Source organism: Bradyrhizobium liaoningense, from assembly GCF_018130785.1.
Taxonomy (GTDB): domain Bacteria; phylum Pseudomonadota; class Alphaproteobacteria; order Rhizobiales; family Xanthobacteraceae; genus Bradyrhizobium; species Bradyrhizobium liaoningense_A.
The window spans coordinates 1,202,016-1,216,463 of the sequence record NZ_JAFCJT010000001.1; the positions used below are offsets into that span (position 1 = coordinate 1,202,016).

The 14,448-nt window shown below is 63.7% G+C and carries 13 protein-coding genes; 6 read left to right on the top strand and 7 right to left on the bottom strand.

The annotated features are described in order from the left end of the window. Positions 1-9: 9 nt before the first annotated feature. A complete protein-coding gene (locus tag JQ627_RS05285) occupies positions 10-1,728 on the bottom strand; it encodes an IlvD/Edd family dehydratase (RefSeq protein ID WP_212483065.1) in 1,719 nt (572 codons plus the stop codon). A gap of 173 nt (positions 1,729-1,901) precedes the next feature. Here JQ627_RS05285 and JQ627_RS05290 point away from each other — a divergent pair, with 173 nt between their 5' ends. Beyond that, positions 1,902-2,588: a GntR family transcriptional regulator gene (locus JQ627_RS05290; RefSeq protein WP_212483066.1), complete on the top strand. Its 687-nt coding sequence runs from the start codon at positions 1,902-1,904 to the stop codon at positions 2,586-2,588. A 16-nt stretch (positions 2,589-2,604) separates the two neighbouring features. Here JQ627_RS05290 and JQ627_RS05295 read toward each other — a convergent pair whose 3' ends face one another. From JQ627_RS05295 to JQ627_RS05305, 3 genes are all read right to left on the bottom strand, one after another. Further along, positions 2,605-3,063 (bottom strand): MaoC/PaaZ C-terminal domain-containing protein, encoded by a 459-nt coding sequence (locus tag JQ627_RS05295; RefSeq protein WP_212483067.1) that lies wholly within the window; start codon positions 3,061-3,063, stop codon positions 2,605-2,607. A 95-nt stretch (positions 3,064-3,158) separates the two neighbouring features. Next, positions 3,159-3,572 carry a hypothetical protein gene (locus JQ627_RS05300; RefSeq protein WP_212483068.1) on the bottom strand — a complete coding sequence of 138 codons (414 nt, stop codon included), beginning with the start codon at positions 3,570-3,572 and terminating at the stop codon, positions 3,159-3,161. Continuing rightward, positions 3,569-3,832, bottom strand: coding sequence for a GlsB/YeaQ/YmgE family stress response membrane protein (locus JQ627_RS05305; protein ID WP_212483173.1), 264 nt, complete (start codon positions 3,830-3,832; stop codon positions 3,569-3,571). The genes JQ627_RS05300 and JQ627_RS05305 overlap by 4 nt, the downstream gene beginning before the upstream one ends. 191 nt (positions 3,833-4,023) lie before the next feature. Here JQ627_RS05305 and JQ627_RS05310 point away from each other — a divergent pair, with 191 nt between their 5' ends. The 4 genes from JQ627_RS05310 (at position 4,024) to JQ627_RS05325 (ending at position 7,927) form a co-directional block, all read left to right on the top strand. Then, positions 4,024-4,929 (top strand): transglutaminase family protein, encoded by a 906-nt coding sequence (locus JQ627_RS05310; protein WP_212483069.1) that lies wholly within the window; start codon positions 4,024-4,026, stop codon positions 4,927-4,929. Between the two features lie 32 nt (positions 4,930-4,961). Continuing rightward, positions 4,962-5,792 (top strand): potassium channel family protein, encoded by an 831-nt coding sequence (locus JQ627_RS05315; RefSeq protein WP_212483070.1) that lies wholly within the window; start codon positions 4,962-4,964, stop codon positions 5,790-5,792. Positions 5,793-6,273: 481 nt separating this feature from the next. Beyond that, a complete protein-coding gene (locus tag JQ627_RS05320) occupies positions 6,274-7,275 on the top strand; it encodes a TAXI family TRAP transporter solute-binding subunit (RefSeq protein WP_249142851.1) in 1,002 nt (333 codons plus the stop codon). 88 nt (positions 7,276-7,363) lie between these two features. Next, on the top strand, positions 7,364-7,927 hold the full coding sequence (locus JQ627_RS05325; protein WP_212483072.1) for a hypothetical protein: 564 nt from the start codon (positions 7,364-7,366) through the stop codon (positions 7,925-7,927). A 170-nt stretch (positions 7,928-8,097) separates the two neighbouring features. Here JQ627_RS05325 and JQ627_RS05330 read toward each other — a convergent pair whose 3' ends face one another. Beyond that, positions 8,098-8,922, bottom strand: a complete 825-nt coding sequence (locus JQ627_RS05330) for an NAD(P)-dependent oxidoreductase (protein ID WP_212483073.1) — start codon at positions 8,920-8,922, stop codon at positions 8,098-8,100. A 90-nt stretch (positions 8,923-9,012) separates the two neighbouring features. Between JQ627_RS05330 and JQ627_RS05335 the strand changes: the two genes are divergently transcribed. After that, positions 9,013-9,981 carry an SMP-30/gluconolactonase/LRE family protein gene (locus tag JQ627_RS05335; protein ID WP_212483074.1) on the top strand — a complete coding sequence of 323 codons (969 nt, stop codon included), beginning with the start codon at positions 9,013-9,015 and terminating at the stop codon, positions 9,979-9,981. A gap of 260 nt (positions 9,982-10,241) precedes the next feature. Here the strand turns inward: JQ627_RS05335 and JQ627_RS05340 are convergent, their stop codons facing one another. After that, positions 10,242-11,672 carry an aldehyde dehydrogenase family protein gene (locus JQ627_RS05340; RefSeq protein ID WP_212483075.1) on the bottom strand — a complete coding sequence of 477 codons (1,431 nt, stop codon included), beginning with the start codon at positions 11,670-11,672 and terminating at the stop codon, positions 10,242-10,244. A 302-nt stretch (positions 11,673-11,974) separates the two neighbouring features. Next, complete coding sequence (locus JQ627_RS05345; protein WP_212483076.1) at positions 11,975-14,338, bottom strand: transketolase; 2,364 nt, start codon at positions 14,336-14,338, stop codon at positions 11,975-11,977. Positions 14,339-14,448 lie beyond the last annotated feature (110 nt).

Here is a 14,448-nt window from a genome sequence, read left to right on the forward strand (position 1 = left end):
GGTGGTTCGTCACCCCGTCTCAGTCTGCTTCCCAGTCCTCTGCATGAAATCGAAGTCGCAGCCCTCGTCGGCCTGCATGATGGTCTCGTTGAACAGCCAGGCGTAGCCACGCCGCGCCTCTTCGGGTGCTGCGGCCGGCTTCAATGCGGTGCGCCGACGCTCCAGCTCGGCAGCATCGACCAGCAGCTCGATGCTGCGCCTGGCAACATCCAGGCTGATCATGTCGCCGTTCTTCACCAGCGCGAGCGGCCCGCCGACGGCGGATTCCGGCGTGATATGAAGCACGATGGTGCCAAACGCGGTGCCGCTCATGCGCGCATCCGAAATGCGCACCATGTCCTTGGTGCCGCCGCGCGCGAGCTTCTTCGGGATCGGCAGATACCCCGCCTCGGGCATGCCGGGCGCGCCCTTGGGGCCGGCGTTGCGCAGCACCAGCACGTCGTCGGAGTTCACGTCGAGCTCGGGATCATCGACCCGCAAGGTCATGTCCTCGACGGATTCGAACACCACCGCGCGCCCCGTGTGCTTCAACAGCTTGGGGCTCGCGGCCGACTGCTTGATGACGGCGCCGCGCGGCGCGAGGTTGCCGTGCAGAACGGCAAGGCCGCCTTCCTTCTTGATCGGATTGTCGCGCGGGCGGATCGCGTCCTGGCCTGGCACGTCCTCCGCATTCGCCACAACATCGCGCAGCGTCTGGCCGGAGATGGTCTTGGCGTCGAGATCGACGAGGTCGCCAAGCTGTGCCAGCAATTTCGGCACGCCGCCGGCGTGGTGGAAGTGCTCCATGTAATGTTCGCCCGACGGCTTGAGATCGACCAGCACCGGCACTTCGCGGCCGATCTGGTCGAACACCTCGAGGTCGAGCCGATGCGGCGAGCGATGCGCCATCGCCGTCAGATGGATCAGGCCGTTGGTCGAGCCGCCGATGGCCTGAAGCACGACCTGCGCGTTCCTGAACGATGCCGGCGTCAAGAGTTCGCTCGGCTTCGGCCCCTTGGTCTTGGCCATCTCCGCCGCAACCCGGCCGCTCGCTTCAGCCAGACGGAAGCGCTCGGCATGCGGCGCCGGGATCGTCGCACTCATCGGCAGCGAGAGACCCATGGCTTCGATCATGCAGGCCATGGTCGAGGCCGTGCCCATCACCATGCAGGTGCCGACCGACGGCGCGAGGCGGCCATTGACCGCCTCGATCTCGGCATCGTCCATTTCGCCGGCGCGATACTTGCCCCAGAGACGGCGGCAGTCGGTGCAGGCGCCGAGCACCTCACCCTTATGGTGGCCGACGACCATCGGCCCGACCGGGATGACCACGGTCGGCAAATCGGCGCTGATCGCGGCCATGACCTGCGCAGGAAGGGTCTTGTCGCAGCCGCCGATCACGATCACCGAATCCATCGGCTGCGCCCGGATCATCTCCTCGGTGTCCATCGCCATCAGGTTGCGCAGATACATCGAGGTCGGATGCGCGAAGCTCTCGGCGATCGAGATGGTCGGAAACACGAACGGCATGGCGCCCGACAGCATCACGCCGCGCTTCGCGGCCTCAATGATCTGCGGGACGTTGCCGTGGCAGGGATTGTAGTCGCTGTAGGTGTTGGTGATGCCGACGATCGGGCGCTCCAGCGCGTCGTCGGAATAGCCCATGGCCTTGATGAACGCCTTGCGCAGGAACAGCGAGAAGCCGGCATCGCCATAGCTGGTCAGACCCTTGCGCAAGCCACTCGTCATCATGCCACTCCTCAAGTTGCCATTGTGGTACAGCCTGCCCCTCGATTGTCAATAAGATTGGTCCATATTGTCGCGGTTTCTGGCCTGAGACACCGCTTTTGACCACGAATTATTGACAATCCAGCCCGTCCCTGCTCCACAGGACGGACCGGCCGAAGCCGGAGGCTGAGGGGATGTCCGACATTCGCACCGCTGAGGCAATGCCGGTCCGGCGCGACGACCCGGACGACGTCGTCGCGCGGCTGGAGGAGGACATCATCTTCGGCCGCCTGCCGCCGGGTGCGCGCCTGACCGAAGACGCGCTGATGTCGCGCTACGGCACCTCCCGCCACTTCGTGCGCCAGGCGCTGGTCGATGCCGAACGCCGCGGCATCGTCCGCCGCGAGAAGAATGTCGGCGCCACCGTGCGGTTCTACTCGGCCGAGGAAGTCCGGCAGATCTACGAGGTCCGCGAGATGCTGACGCGACAGGCCGCGCTGATGATCCCCCTGCCCGCGCCGCAAGCCCTGATCGACGAACTCTCCGCCTTGCAGCGGGACTATTGCGCGAAGGCCGACATCCGCGACCTGCGCGGTATCCACGAAGCCAACGACGCCTTCCACGTCGCGCTGTTCGCAGCCTGCGGCAACCCCTATCTGGTGCGTTCGCTCCAGGACTACATGAACCTCACGCTGCCGATGCGCGCCAAGAACCTCGCCGACCGCGAGGGTCTCGCCCAATCGCGCCGCCAGCACGAATTGATGATCGAGCTGTTGAAGGGCCGCGACAGCTGGGCGCTGGCCCAGCTCTGTGTGGATCACATGCAGTTCAGCAAGGCGGACTATCTGGCGCGGATTTCTGGGGGCGAGGCACGGCAGTAGGCTTCGCTTCGACGTCTCAGGAGTTCGCGACCGGCCGGCACGCGACGAGGACTGTGCCGATGCATTGCAGCACGATTTCGCGTTTCTGATTACGGAGATGTATCTGGTTGCGGACGACACCCCTGTCGGGATGCGACTTGGTTTCGCGCTTCTCCAGAATCGTCACATCAAGACCAAGCTCGTCTCCCGGGCGCACCGGCGTGGGCAACCTGAGTTCATCAAAACCGAGCCCGGCCAGGACACGAAGCGAAAACGGCTGGGTCTTGCTCAACAATGAAATGAGGATTGCGAAGGTGTGAGCACTTGATGCCGTCAACCCCGCAAAGACCGAGCGTGCGGCAGCTTCCTCATCGACATGAAAGGGCTGCGGGTCGAACTTCCTGGCAAATTCAATGATCTCGTCCTTCGATACCTGATACGGGCCCGCCGTCCGCAATCTGCCGACCTCAGCCTCGTCGAAATACAGGATGGCCATCAACGCCTCCCAAGCGCTGGCTGGATGTGATGCCTACCCGTCCCGCCGCTCAAGGTCCGCAGATGGCGCGGATCGGCGCTACCGCACATGCACGTTCAGTACCGCCTCAGCAGACCGCGATCCACGCCGGCATCGCCATAGTCGGCGCAGGCCGCTTTTGGGTTCTTGATCAAGTCCGCCCGAACGCGTCTGAACGTCTTGCCGGCCGCGTCGGACACCTCGGGGCGGAACTTGCCGGGGTCGTAGGTCTCGCCGTCGCGGGCCTTGATGGCGGCGGCATAGGCGTCGATCATGGCCATCGCGGCCTCGGGGCTGCCGAGCAGCCGGGCGCCGAGCTGAACGCCGCCGGCACCATCGACCTCGTAACCGTCGCATCGCTGCTCCAACACGACGGAGGCCGTTACGAGCTGGTCGAGGAATGTCGCCTCGGCGTCGCTGAGGGCTGCGGCTCGCGCAAGCTCTGAGACGATCATCGCGAGCATCGCGACAGCGGATAGCGCGACTTTCAAGCGCGCCCCTGACGGCCCATGACAAGCCCGTACAGGAAGAGGAGAATGATGGCGCCGACGATGCTCCCGATGAAGCCGGCGCCCTCCCCGAACTTATACCATCCCACGGCCTGACCGAGCCAGGTCGCGACGAACGCGCCGACGATTCCCAAAATCGTCGTCAGGATAAACCCCGTGGGCTCGGATTTGTCGCCGGGCATGATGAATTTCGCGACTACGCCGACGATAAATCCAATGATGATCGTCCAAAGGATACCCATGTCCATCGCTCCATTCGGTCGGTTTGCACATCAACGTCTGAAGGAATGCGTGATCGCTTGATGGGCCAGACGATCCCGGGAACGACGTTGATCTAGATCAATGGGCGGAAGCGGCCGGGCCGAAAGCTGGTGCCTGCTCTCTTGCGCGGGAAGGCGCTCAATGCGCTCCGCAACGCGAAGCGGATCAACGCATGGCGATCATAGGCGAGATCACGCACACCACGACCTACCGCTATGCAAAGCCGGTGAGGTTCGGCACGCACCGGGCGATGTTCCTGCCGCGGCGCGGCGCCTCGACCCGGCTGCTTCGCTGGTCAGCTTCCACCAGCCTGTCATCAAAGGTGCACTGGGTCACCGACTCCCGTTCCAATGCCGTTACGGTGATGGACTTCAGCGAACCCGGCAGCGAGCTGACGTTCACGTTCAAGGTGCGCGGCGTCTATTTCGGCATCAAGGGCCTGGAGTCGTTTCCGCTCGAGCCGAGGGCCGAGGAAGTGCCCGTGCAGTATACGCCGGACGAGTGGACCGACCTTGCCGGGTATCTGCGTCCGCATGCCGACGATCCGGACGGCAGCCATGCGGCGTGGACCAAGAGCTTCGTTGCCGGCGATCAGGACCGGACCGCCGACGTGCTGCACCGCATGCTGGGCTCGTTTCGCAGCGAGTTCGCCTATCGCGGAAGAGATGCGGAAGGCACGCAGTCCCCCAGCGAGACGCTGCGCACCAAATCAGGCACCTGCCGGGACTTCGCTTGGCTGATGATCGAGACGTTGCGCCGGCTCGGGTTCGCGTCTCGTTTCGTCAGCGGCTATCTCTACGACGCATCGCTCGATGGCGGCGCGGTGGGCATGACCGGCTCCGGCGCGACCCACGCATGGGTGCAGGTGTTCCTGCCCGGCGCCGGCTGGCTCGATTACGATCCAACCAACAGCCTCAGCGACGGCTTCGACCTCATCCCCGTGGCCATCGCGCGGCATCCGGGCCAGGCCGTGCCGCTGGCCGGCTCGTGGTTCGGCGATCCCGGCGACTATCTCGGCATGTCGATCAATGTCGCCGTTCACAAGATCGGCGAAGTGCTGGATCCTTCGGAGGGATAAGTGCCGAAAGATCCGCGCGGCGGCCGCTGACCATGGCGCTTGATCGCAACAGCACGAGGGGACATGGGCTGCTCGATGCAGTCGTCGTCCCATTCGAGGCCCTGAAAGGCAGGATCCGACAGCTCTATGAAGGTGACACATTCGGCTGCATCAAATTCCGATACGCCCTGCTTGCACTCGATATCGTCACGGTCCTGTTCATCATCGCGACCTCTTTCCTGCCTCGCAACAGGGCCATCGAATCGCTCGATGTCGTGTTCGGCGTCCTGATCCTTGCGGATTTCGCGGCGCGGATGATCATCAGCCGCCAGCCGCTGCGCGACCTGGCGCGGCTTTCGACCTGGACCGACATCGTCGTCATCATTTCGTTCCTTGCGCCGCTTGCCGGAGAAGCCGGCGGCTTCCTGCGTGCATTTCGAACATTGCGACTGCTGCGTGACTATCAGATGGTGGCGCGGCTGCGGGTCGATAGCGCCTTCTTCCGCCGAAACGAGGAAGTCGTCTTTGCGGTCGCGAACCTCGGGGTGTTCATCTTCGTGATGACAGGGATCGTCTACGAGACCCAGAAATCTCACAACCATCAGATCGCGAACTATGCAGACGCGCTCTACTTCACGGTCACCGCACTGACCACGACCGGCTTCGGCGACATCACCTTGCCCGGCACCGTCGGACGCCTGATCACCGTCGTCATCATGATCTTTGGCGTGACCTTGTTCCTGAATCTCGCCAAGGCATTGCTCGCGCCGTCCAAGGTCCGCTTTCCCTGTCCGGTCTGCGGTCTACAGCGCCATGACGTCGACGCGGTGCATTGCAAGGCCTGTGGGACGGTATTGAACATTCCCGATGAGGGCATGGACTAGGCCGCGTGCCGGCGCGAGTGCCGCGACAGCTGGCAGCTCTGGGTCGACCACATGCAGTTCAGCAAGTCGGATCATCTCAAGCGCATCGCTGAGGACGAGGCCGGGCGCTAGCTAAGCAAGTTCCTGCCACGAAACGAGCTGTATAGATCCGAAACGGGAACGTCGCTAGCCCGAGCGCGTTGGAAGGCCTGAGCGAGATTCATTCCCGTCGTGCTTCGGACGTGGCAGATAACGACTCATCGGAGCGTGTCAGCCCAAGGGAGGGCTGGCTACCGCGCAGGTTTGAACAATGAGGGTCTGCGGAGCGATGCGGGCCGGTTTGTTCATGGCATTGATTGCAGCGGCCTGGCTCGGCGGACAGGTCCAGGAGTCCCTCGCACAAACGCAGCCTTCCGCTTCTCCGAGTGATCCCGGGAAAGCCACTCCGCGAAAAGAAAGCGCCCCCAGGAAAGAAACGAGACGACCTGCGGACCCATTTACGATGGGCTTCGTAACCGGTACGCCGCAATGCACTGAATTCGCAATAGCGCAGGATATTGCGACCACACTGGCCAGTGGCCAGGAGTCGGGCCCTCATGGCGAAGTCGCTTTGCGGGTTGTGCCAATCGTGGGAAACGGCGGCAGCCGCAGCATCCTGGACGTGCTCACCCTGGCGGGTGCCGACGTGGCGATCGCACCTGTTATCCTGGTCGACCGGCTCCGGGAAGCAAAGACGTTCGGAGACATCTCTCACAAGCTAGTCTACATCGCCCCGCTCCATGTCGAAGAGTTCCATCTCCTCGCGCGCCCGGAGATCGCAAGCCTGGCGGATCTTGCGGGGAAGAGGGTCAATCTCGGCGAGGACGGCAGTGCCAGTGCGGTGCTTGGCCGCGAGGTGCTGAACCGTCTGGGCGTCAAGATCATCGAGTCCAACCTGGGACCGGACGCCGCACTGGAGGGGATGCGGAAGGGAGACATCTCCGCCGCCCTATTGGTCTCGGGAAAACCAGTCAGCTTCCTCGCGCGCGTTGGGCAAGCCGGGGGTGTTCACTTCTTGCCCATTCCCTATTCCAAGGAGCTGCTGCAGCAAGACTACCTGCCATCGACGCTCCGCCACGAAGATTACCCGAATATCCTGGGGATCGATGCAACTGTCGACACGATCGCGATCAAATCCGCCCTCTTCGCCTACAACTGGCCGCCCCGCAACGAACGGTTCCGGCTGTTGGAGTTATTCGTCCAGACACTGTTCACGCGCTTTCCTGAATTTCTCGGCGACGCACATCACCCCAAATGGCGCGAGGTGAACCTGGCCGCGCTGCTCCCCGGATGGCGACGATTCCGACCGGCAGAGCGCTGGCTCCAGCAGCAATCCGGCGGCGAGGCCGCGCTTCGCAAGGCGTTCGGCCGATTCCTCGAAGGAAAGCCAACCGCCAATCCGCCAGACCGCGAAGAATTGTTCCGGGACTTCCTGCGCTGGCGAGAACGCAATCCGGGCAAGTGAGCAAGCTTTGGCGAGCAAACCTCGGCAAACAAACCCCGGCAAGAAAACCTCGGCAAGAGAACCTCGGCAAGAACCTCGGGAGGTGTCGATGCGCAACGCGCTTGTGAGGACAACCCTGGTTGCGTTACTCGCCTTGATCGCCGACGTGAGGCGTCCCGCCGCCCAATTTGCTCCCTTCTGGCCGCCAGAGCCGCAGACGCTCGCACCGACCGCCGCGCCACCGGCCGACCAGGCGGAGCAAACCAGGACAGCCCCTCACCGAAGCAGCAAGGTGCACAGGAAGCACGAAGTCGTTCGTCCGCCGCCAAATCAGCGGAAGGTCGCCGAAAAAAACGGATACAAGCGGGTCAGCGATCTCGTGAACTTCCCGAAGTTCTTTCCGGGCCTCGGCATCATCTTCGTCAAGCCCGACACTTTGCCGCTGGGGCCGTTCCTGTGCTTCGATCGCAGGGATCGTCTGGTGGCGACCGTGTACATGGTCCCGAACGAGGACATCGACGATCACAAATCATTGGAGGGGGCGGGGTCCGCGGCACCAGTTGATCACGTCAGTCTCTACTTCAACCCGGGTCACCCCGGCGTGGATGTACCGCATTACCACGTGGTGCTCTGGCATGTGACCAGCAAACAGGAAGCGCGCGTTGCGAAATGACGTGCAACAGGTAATGCGATCACACGGACCCCAATTGTCCGGGCACGTCACGGACGATCTGCGCCGGCGCCCGCCGACATGCGTTGATCGACGACAATTGGCCGCCTTGAGCCGCAAGCCGGGCGCTTGGCCCGGCCGCAGCAATTGTCAGGAATTGGCGAGCCCGCACCCTACCGCTTATTCCAGTCGATAATCCGGCTCGCGTCGCCGTCGAACTCGTTGCTGCAGAACGCGCCGCCCTGGTAGTGATCGCCGACCGGATCCGGCTTGAGCTTGGCCTGCTCGGCCATCGCGTGCGCCACATGATCCTCGGAGCGGCCGGTCGGGCGGTAGCCAAACTCGTAGGCGCGGTGGTTGTCCCACCAGGCACGCTCGTTCAGGGACACGCCGTAGAACACCTCGAAATGGATGTCGGGATGCTCGAGCCCGATCTGGCAGAGCTGCACCAGGTCTTCCGGCTTCAGCCAGATCGAGATTCGGCGAAGGTCCAGCGGCACGTCACCGAAATTGCCGATGCGGAGGCAAGTCACTTTCAGGCCGTGCTTGTCGGCATAGAGCGCGCCGAGCGCTTCGCCGAACACCTTGCTGACGCCATAGCGGCCGTCCGGGCGTGGGGTGACGTCGGTGCCGATCTTGTGGTGGCGCGGATAGAATCCGACGGCATGGTTCGACGAGGCGAACACCACGCGCTTGACGCCCTTGCGGTACGCGGCCTCGAACAGATTGTAGCCGCCGATGATGTTGGCCTGGAGGATGTCGTCCCACGGGCCTTCGACCGAATAGCCGCCGAAATGGATGATGCCGTCGACGCCCTCGCAGATCGCCTCGCACTGCGCGAGGTCGGACAGGTCCGCCGCCTTGAACTGCTCGTTCGCCCCGAGATCCCCCGGCGGGCGGATATCGCTGAGCAGCAGGTCCGGATAGATCGGCGGCAGCAATGTCCGCAAGCGCGTTCCAATCCCGCCCGAAGCTCCCGTCATCAAGATGCGCGGCATTTTTCCCTCATATTTGGTGACCGATTTGCGGTCATGGATATCTGATGCTAGCAGACTTGGGCAGAGGGAACGTAACAACGAGAATTGCACATGAACGATGCATCGTCCCACACTCAAGGCTGGCGGCCGGCGACCTATTACCCTGATCCGGCGATAAAAGCACTGGACCCCCGCTTCGAAAAATACTGGCTGAAACTTTCGGCGGTGGAGCGGCTGACGACCGGTCTGCGCTGGGCCGAAGGTCCCGTGTGGTTCGGCGACGGGCGCTATCTGCTCTGCAGCGACATTCCGAACCAGCGCATCATCAAATGGGAAGAGGAGACCGGCGCCGTGTCGGTCTTCCGAAAACCCTCCAATTTCGCCAACGGCAACACGCGCGACCGCCAGGGCCGTCTCGTCACCTGCGAGCACGGCGGGCGCCGCGTGGTGCGCACCGAATATGACGGCAGCATCACCGTGCTGATGGATCAATTCAACGGCAAGCAGCTGAACTCGCCGAACGATGTCGTTGTTAAATCGGACGGCTCGATCTGGTTCACCGATCCGACCTTCGGCCTGCTCGGCAATTATGAGGGCTACAAGGCGGAGCCCGAGATCGAGCCGAACGTCTATCGGCTCGATCCCGGGACGCGCGAGGCGACCATCGTCGCCGAAGGCGTGCTCGGTCCTAACGGGCTGTGCTTCTCGCCCGACGAGAAGATACTGTATGTCGTGGAATCGCGCGGGGTGCCGAACCGAAAGATCCTCGCCTACGACGTCTCGGCGGATGGCACCACGATCTCCAACAAGCGCGTCCATATCGATGCAGGTCCAGGCACGCCGGACGGCATGCGCTGCGACATCGACGGCAATCTCTGGTGCGGCTGGGGCATGGGCGATCCCGAGCTCGACGGCGTCGTGGTGTTCGCGCCCGACGGCGTCATGATCGGCCGCATCGCGCTGCCCGAGCGCTGCGCCAACCTCTGCTTTGGCGGCGTCAAGCGCAACCGCCTGTTCATGGCCGCGAGCCAGTCGATCTACGCCCTGTATGTGAACACGCAGGGCGCGGTCGGGGGATAGGCGCTCCACAGCGACGATCTCGTAGGGTGGGCAAAGCGAAAGCGTGCCCACCATTCCTCGCCGGGCACGTCGCTACGCTCCTTTGCCCACCCTACGAAATCTCTCCTCCGTCATTGCGAGCGAAGCGAAGCAATCCAGAATCTCTCCGCGGAGACGGTCTGGATTGCTTCGTCGCTCCGCTCCTCGCAATGACGGGCCCCAAACAAAAAACGCCGGAGCGGTTTGCCGCTCCGGCGCTTTGTTTGTTCAGGCGATAGAACCTACGCCGCGTTGAAGCCGGCGACCGCCTTTACTTCGAGGAAGTCCTCGAGGCCGTACTTGCCCCACTCGCGGCCGTTGCCCGACTGCTTGTAGCCGCCGAACGGCGCGGTGCGGTCGTTGGGCACGCCCTGGAGGTTGACGTTGCCGGCGCGGATCTGGCGGCCGACGCGCTTGGCGTCCTCAACCGAAGCGCCCGTGACGTAGCCCGCGAGGCCATAGGGCGTGTCGTTGGCGATGTGCACGGCTTCGGCTTCGTCCTTGGCACCGATGATGGTCAGCACCGGTCCGAAGATTTCTTCACGGGCGATCGTCATGTCGGGGGTGACGTCGGCGAAGATGGTCGGGCGGACATAGAAGCCCTTGTTGACGCCTTCGGGCAGGCCCGGGCCACCGGCGACGAGCGTTGCGCCCTCGTCGATACCCTTCTTGATGAGGCCCTGGATCTTGTCCCACTGGCCGCGGTTGACCACGGGACCGATCGTCGTGCCTTCGGCGCGGGGATCGCCCGCCTTGGTCTTGTCGGCGACAGCCTTCGCGATCGCGGCGACTTCCTTCATCTTCGACAGCGGCACGATCATGCGCGAGGGCGCGTTGCAGGACTGGCCGGAGTTGTTGAACATGTGCATCACGCCGCCGGTCACCGCCTTCGTGAGGTCGGCGCCTTCGAGGATGACGTTCGGCGACTTGCCGCCGAGCTCCTGGCTGACGCGCTTCACGGTCGGAGCCGCACGCTTCGCCACGTCGATGCCGGCGCGGGTCGAGCCGGTGAACGAGATCATGTCGATGTCGGGATGCTCGCTCATGGCGGCGCCGACCTCGGGGCCGAGACCGTTGACGAGGTTGAACACGCCCTTCGGCACGCCGGCTTCATGGAGGATTTCCGCGAAGATCAGCGCCGAAGTCGGGGTGAACTCCGACGGCTTCAGGATCATGGTGCAGCCGGCGGCCAGCGCAGGCGCGACCTTGCACGCGATCTGGTTCAGCGGCCAGTTCCAGGGCGTGATCATGCCGACCACGCCGATCGGCTCGCGCAGCACCATGGCGGTGCCGACCGGTTCCTCGAAGTGGTAGTTCTTGAGCACGTCGAGCGTGGTCATGAGGTGGCCGAGGCCAGCGCCGGCCTGGAGCTTCTCGGCCATCGGCAGCGGTGCGCCCATCTCGTCGGAGACGGCGGCGCCGATCTCCTTGAGGCGGCCCTTGTAGATCTCGATGACTTTGGTGAGCAGCGCGACGCGCTCCTCGCGGCTGGTCTGGGAGAAGGTTGCAAAGGCGCGCTTGGCGGCAGTGACGGCCTTGTCAACGTCAGCCTTGGAGCCCAGCGCAACCTCGTACATCGCCTCTTCCGTCGCGGGATTGACCACGGCGGTGGACTTCTTGACGGCGGGATCGACCCAGGCGCCGTCGATGTAGAATTGCATGCGATTGACCATCGTTAACCTCTTCTTGGGGGCTTGGAGGGGGCGTTTCGGCAGGCATCCTTGCACGAAAGCGCCGGCAATTGAACCCGCCATATGCGGGGCCAGCGTTGCGGCGGACGCGCGGAATATGGGACGCGATTTGAGACGAGGCAAGCGGCCATCGGTCCCGGCTCTGCGTCGCGACATTTCATGTCGCGCCGCGTCCGGGACACGAGATTAGAACGAGTGTAGACACTCTCGTGCCCCGGACGCAGCGCAGCGCTACTTCAGCGGTGCGCTGCTGAGCCGGGGCCCATGCACCCAGGTTACCTCGACTACACCGCCATCTTCCGGTGCAGCACCGGTGCGCCGGTGGTGAGACTTTCCGCCGCATCGATGATCGCATTCGCATCGATACCGTAATGACGGTAGAGGTCCGCGATCGCGCCGGTCTGGCCGAACTGCTCGACGCCGAGCGCTTCGACGCGATGGCCGCGGACGCTGCCGAGCCAGCCGAGCGCGGAGGGATGGCCGTCGATCACGGTCACGATGCCGCAGTCGCGCGGCAGCGGCGCCAGCAGCTTTTCGATGTGGCTGAGATGCTGCACGCCACGCCGATCCCGCCGCAATTTCCGCGCAGCGGTCCAACCCGCATGCAGACGATCCGCCGAGGTGATCGCGAGCAGGCCGATGTCGCGGCGGCTCTCGCCGATGAAGCCGGTCGCCTCGATCGCTTCGGGCGCGACCGCGCCGGTATAGGCGATCACGAGTTCGGCATTGGGCCCCGGCTTGCGCAGCCAATAGGCGCCGTCAGTGATGCCCTGCGCAAGCTCCGGTGTCATGATCCGCTGCGCCTGCTCGATGCTGCGCGTCGAGAGCCGCAAATAGACCGAGCCGCCCTCGCCCGGATCGCGCTGCATGTGATTGAAGCCCCACGCCATGATCACGGCGAGTTCGTCGACGAAGGCCGGCTCGAACGAGGCGAGCCCGTCCTGCGCCATGCCTATCAATGGCGTGGCGATCGACTGGTGTGCGCCGCCTTCAGGGGCCAGCGTGATGCCTGATGGCGTCGCCGCCACCATGAAGCGCGCATCCTGGTAGCAGGCATAGTTCAGCGCATCGAGCCCGCGCTCGATGAAGGGATCGTAGAGCGTACCGACCGGCAGCAGCCGTTCGCCGTTGATCTGATGCGACAGGCCGAGCGCCGAGAGCATGATGAACAGGTTCATCTCGGCGATGCCGAGCTCGAGGTGCTGGCCCTTGGGCGAGAAGTCCCAATTGAAGGTGGACGGAATTTTCTCGCTGCGGAATAAGTCCGCCTTCTCGCCGCGCGCGAACAGGCCGCGCCGGTTCACCCACGGACCGAGATTGGTCGAGACCGTGACGTCGGGTGAGGTCGTGACGATACGTTTGGCGAGCTCGCTGTCGTCGCGCGCGATCTCGTTCAGCACGAGGCCAAAGCCCTGCTGGGTCGACATCTGCGGCGACGGCTTGAACGCAAGTTGCAGGGGCACCTCGACGACCGGCGCGGTCAGCCGGCGGCCGTCCTGGTTGAACGGCACGCGCGCGAGGAAGGCGTCGAGCTCGGCAGCGTCCTGCGCGAGGCCCTCGTACTTGTCCCATTCGTGGCCGGGGCGGATGTTCTGGCTCTCGCGATATTTCTCCATCTGCGCGACCGTCATCAGGCCGGCATGGTTGTCCTTGTGGCCCTGGAATGGCAGGCCGACGCCCTTGATGGTGTAGGCGATGAAGCAGACCGGACGATCGTGGTCGATAGATTCGAACGCCTCCAGCATGCTCGCCATGTCGTGGCCGCCGAGGTTCGACATCAGCGCCAGCAGTTCGTCGTCACTGCGGCGGTCGATCAGCTTCGTGATCGGGCCCTGATCGCCGATCTCGTCGTGCAGGTGTTTTCGGAACGCAGCGCCGCCTTGAAAACACAGCGCCGCATAGAGCGCGTTCGGGCAATTGTCGATCCAGGCTTTCAGCGCCTCGCCGCCGGGCTCGGCAAAGGCCTCCCGCATCAGGCGGCCATATTTCACGATCACCACGTCCCAGCCGAAATTGCGGAACATGGTCTCGAACTTTTCCCAGAGCCCTTCACGCACGACGGCGTCGAGCGACTGCCTGTTATAGTCGACCACCCACCAGGTGTTGCGCAGGCCGTGCTTCCAGCCTTCGGCGAGCGCTTCGAAAATGTTGCCCTCGTCCATCTCGGCATCGCCGACGAGGGCAATCATCCGCCCTTCGCGACGGTCCTTCATCCAGCCATGCGCCTTGACGTAGTCCTGCACCAGCGATGAGAACAGCGTCTGTGCGACGCCGAGGCCCACCGAGCCGGTGGAGAAGTCGACGTCGTCGACATCCTTGGTGCGCGAGGGATAGGACTGCGCGCCCTTGAAGCCGCGGAAGTTCTCCAGCTTCTCGCGCGTCTGCCGGCCGAACAGATACTGGATGGCGTGGAACACCGGGCTCGCATGCGGCTTCACCGCGACGCGGTCCTCAGGTTTCAGCACGTGAAAATACAGCGCCGACATGATGGTCGCGAGCGAGGCCGACGAGGCCTGATGACCGCCGACTTTGAGGCCGTCGGCATTCGGGCGGATGTGGTTGGCATGGTGGATGGTCCAGGACGACAACCACAGCGCCTTGCGGCTAAGGGCGGTCAATGTGTCCAGACTGGCAGAATCGACGGGCATGGCAATGCTCCCGGAAACAGGTGTCCGATAATACGCCCGCGAGCGACGCCAAACTTCTCAATTTTTCGCACCATATCTCAAGACATTGGGATATCTTACCAATGTAACAT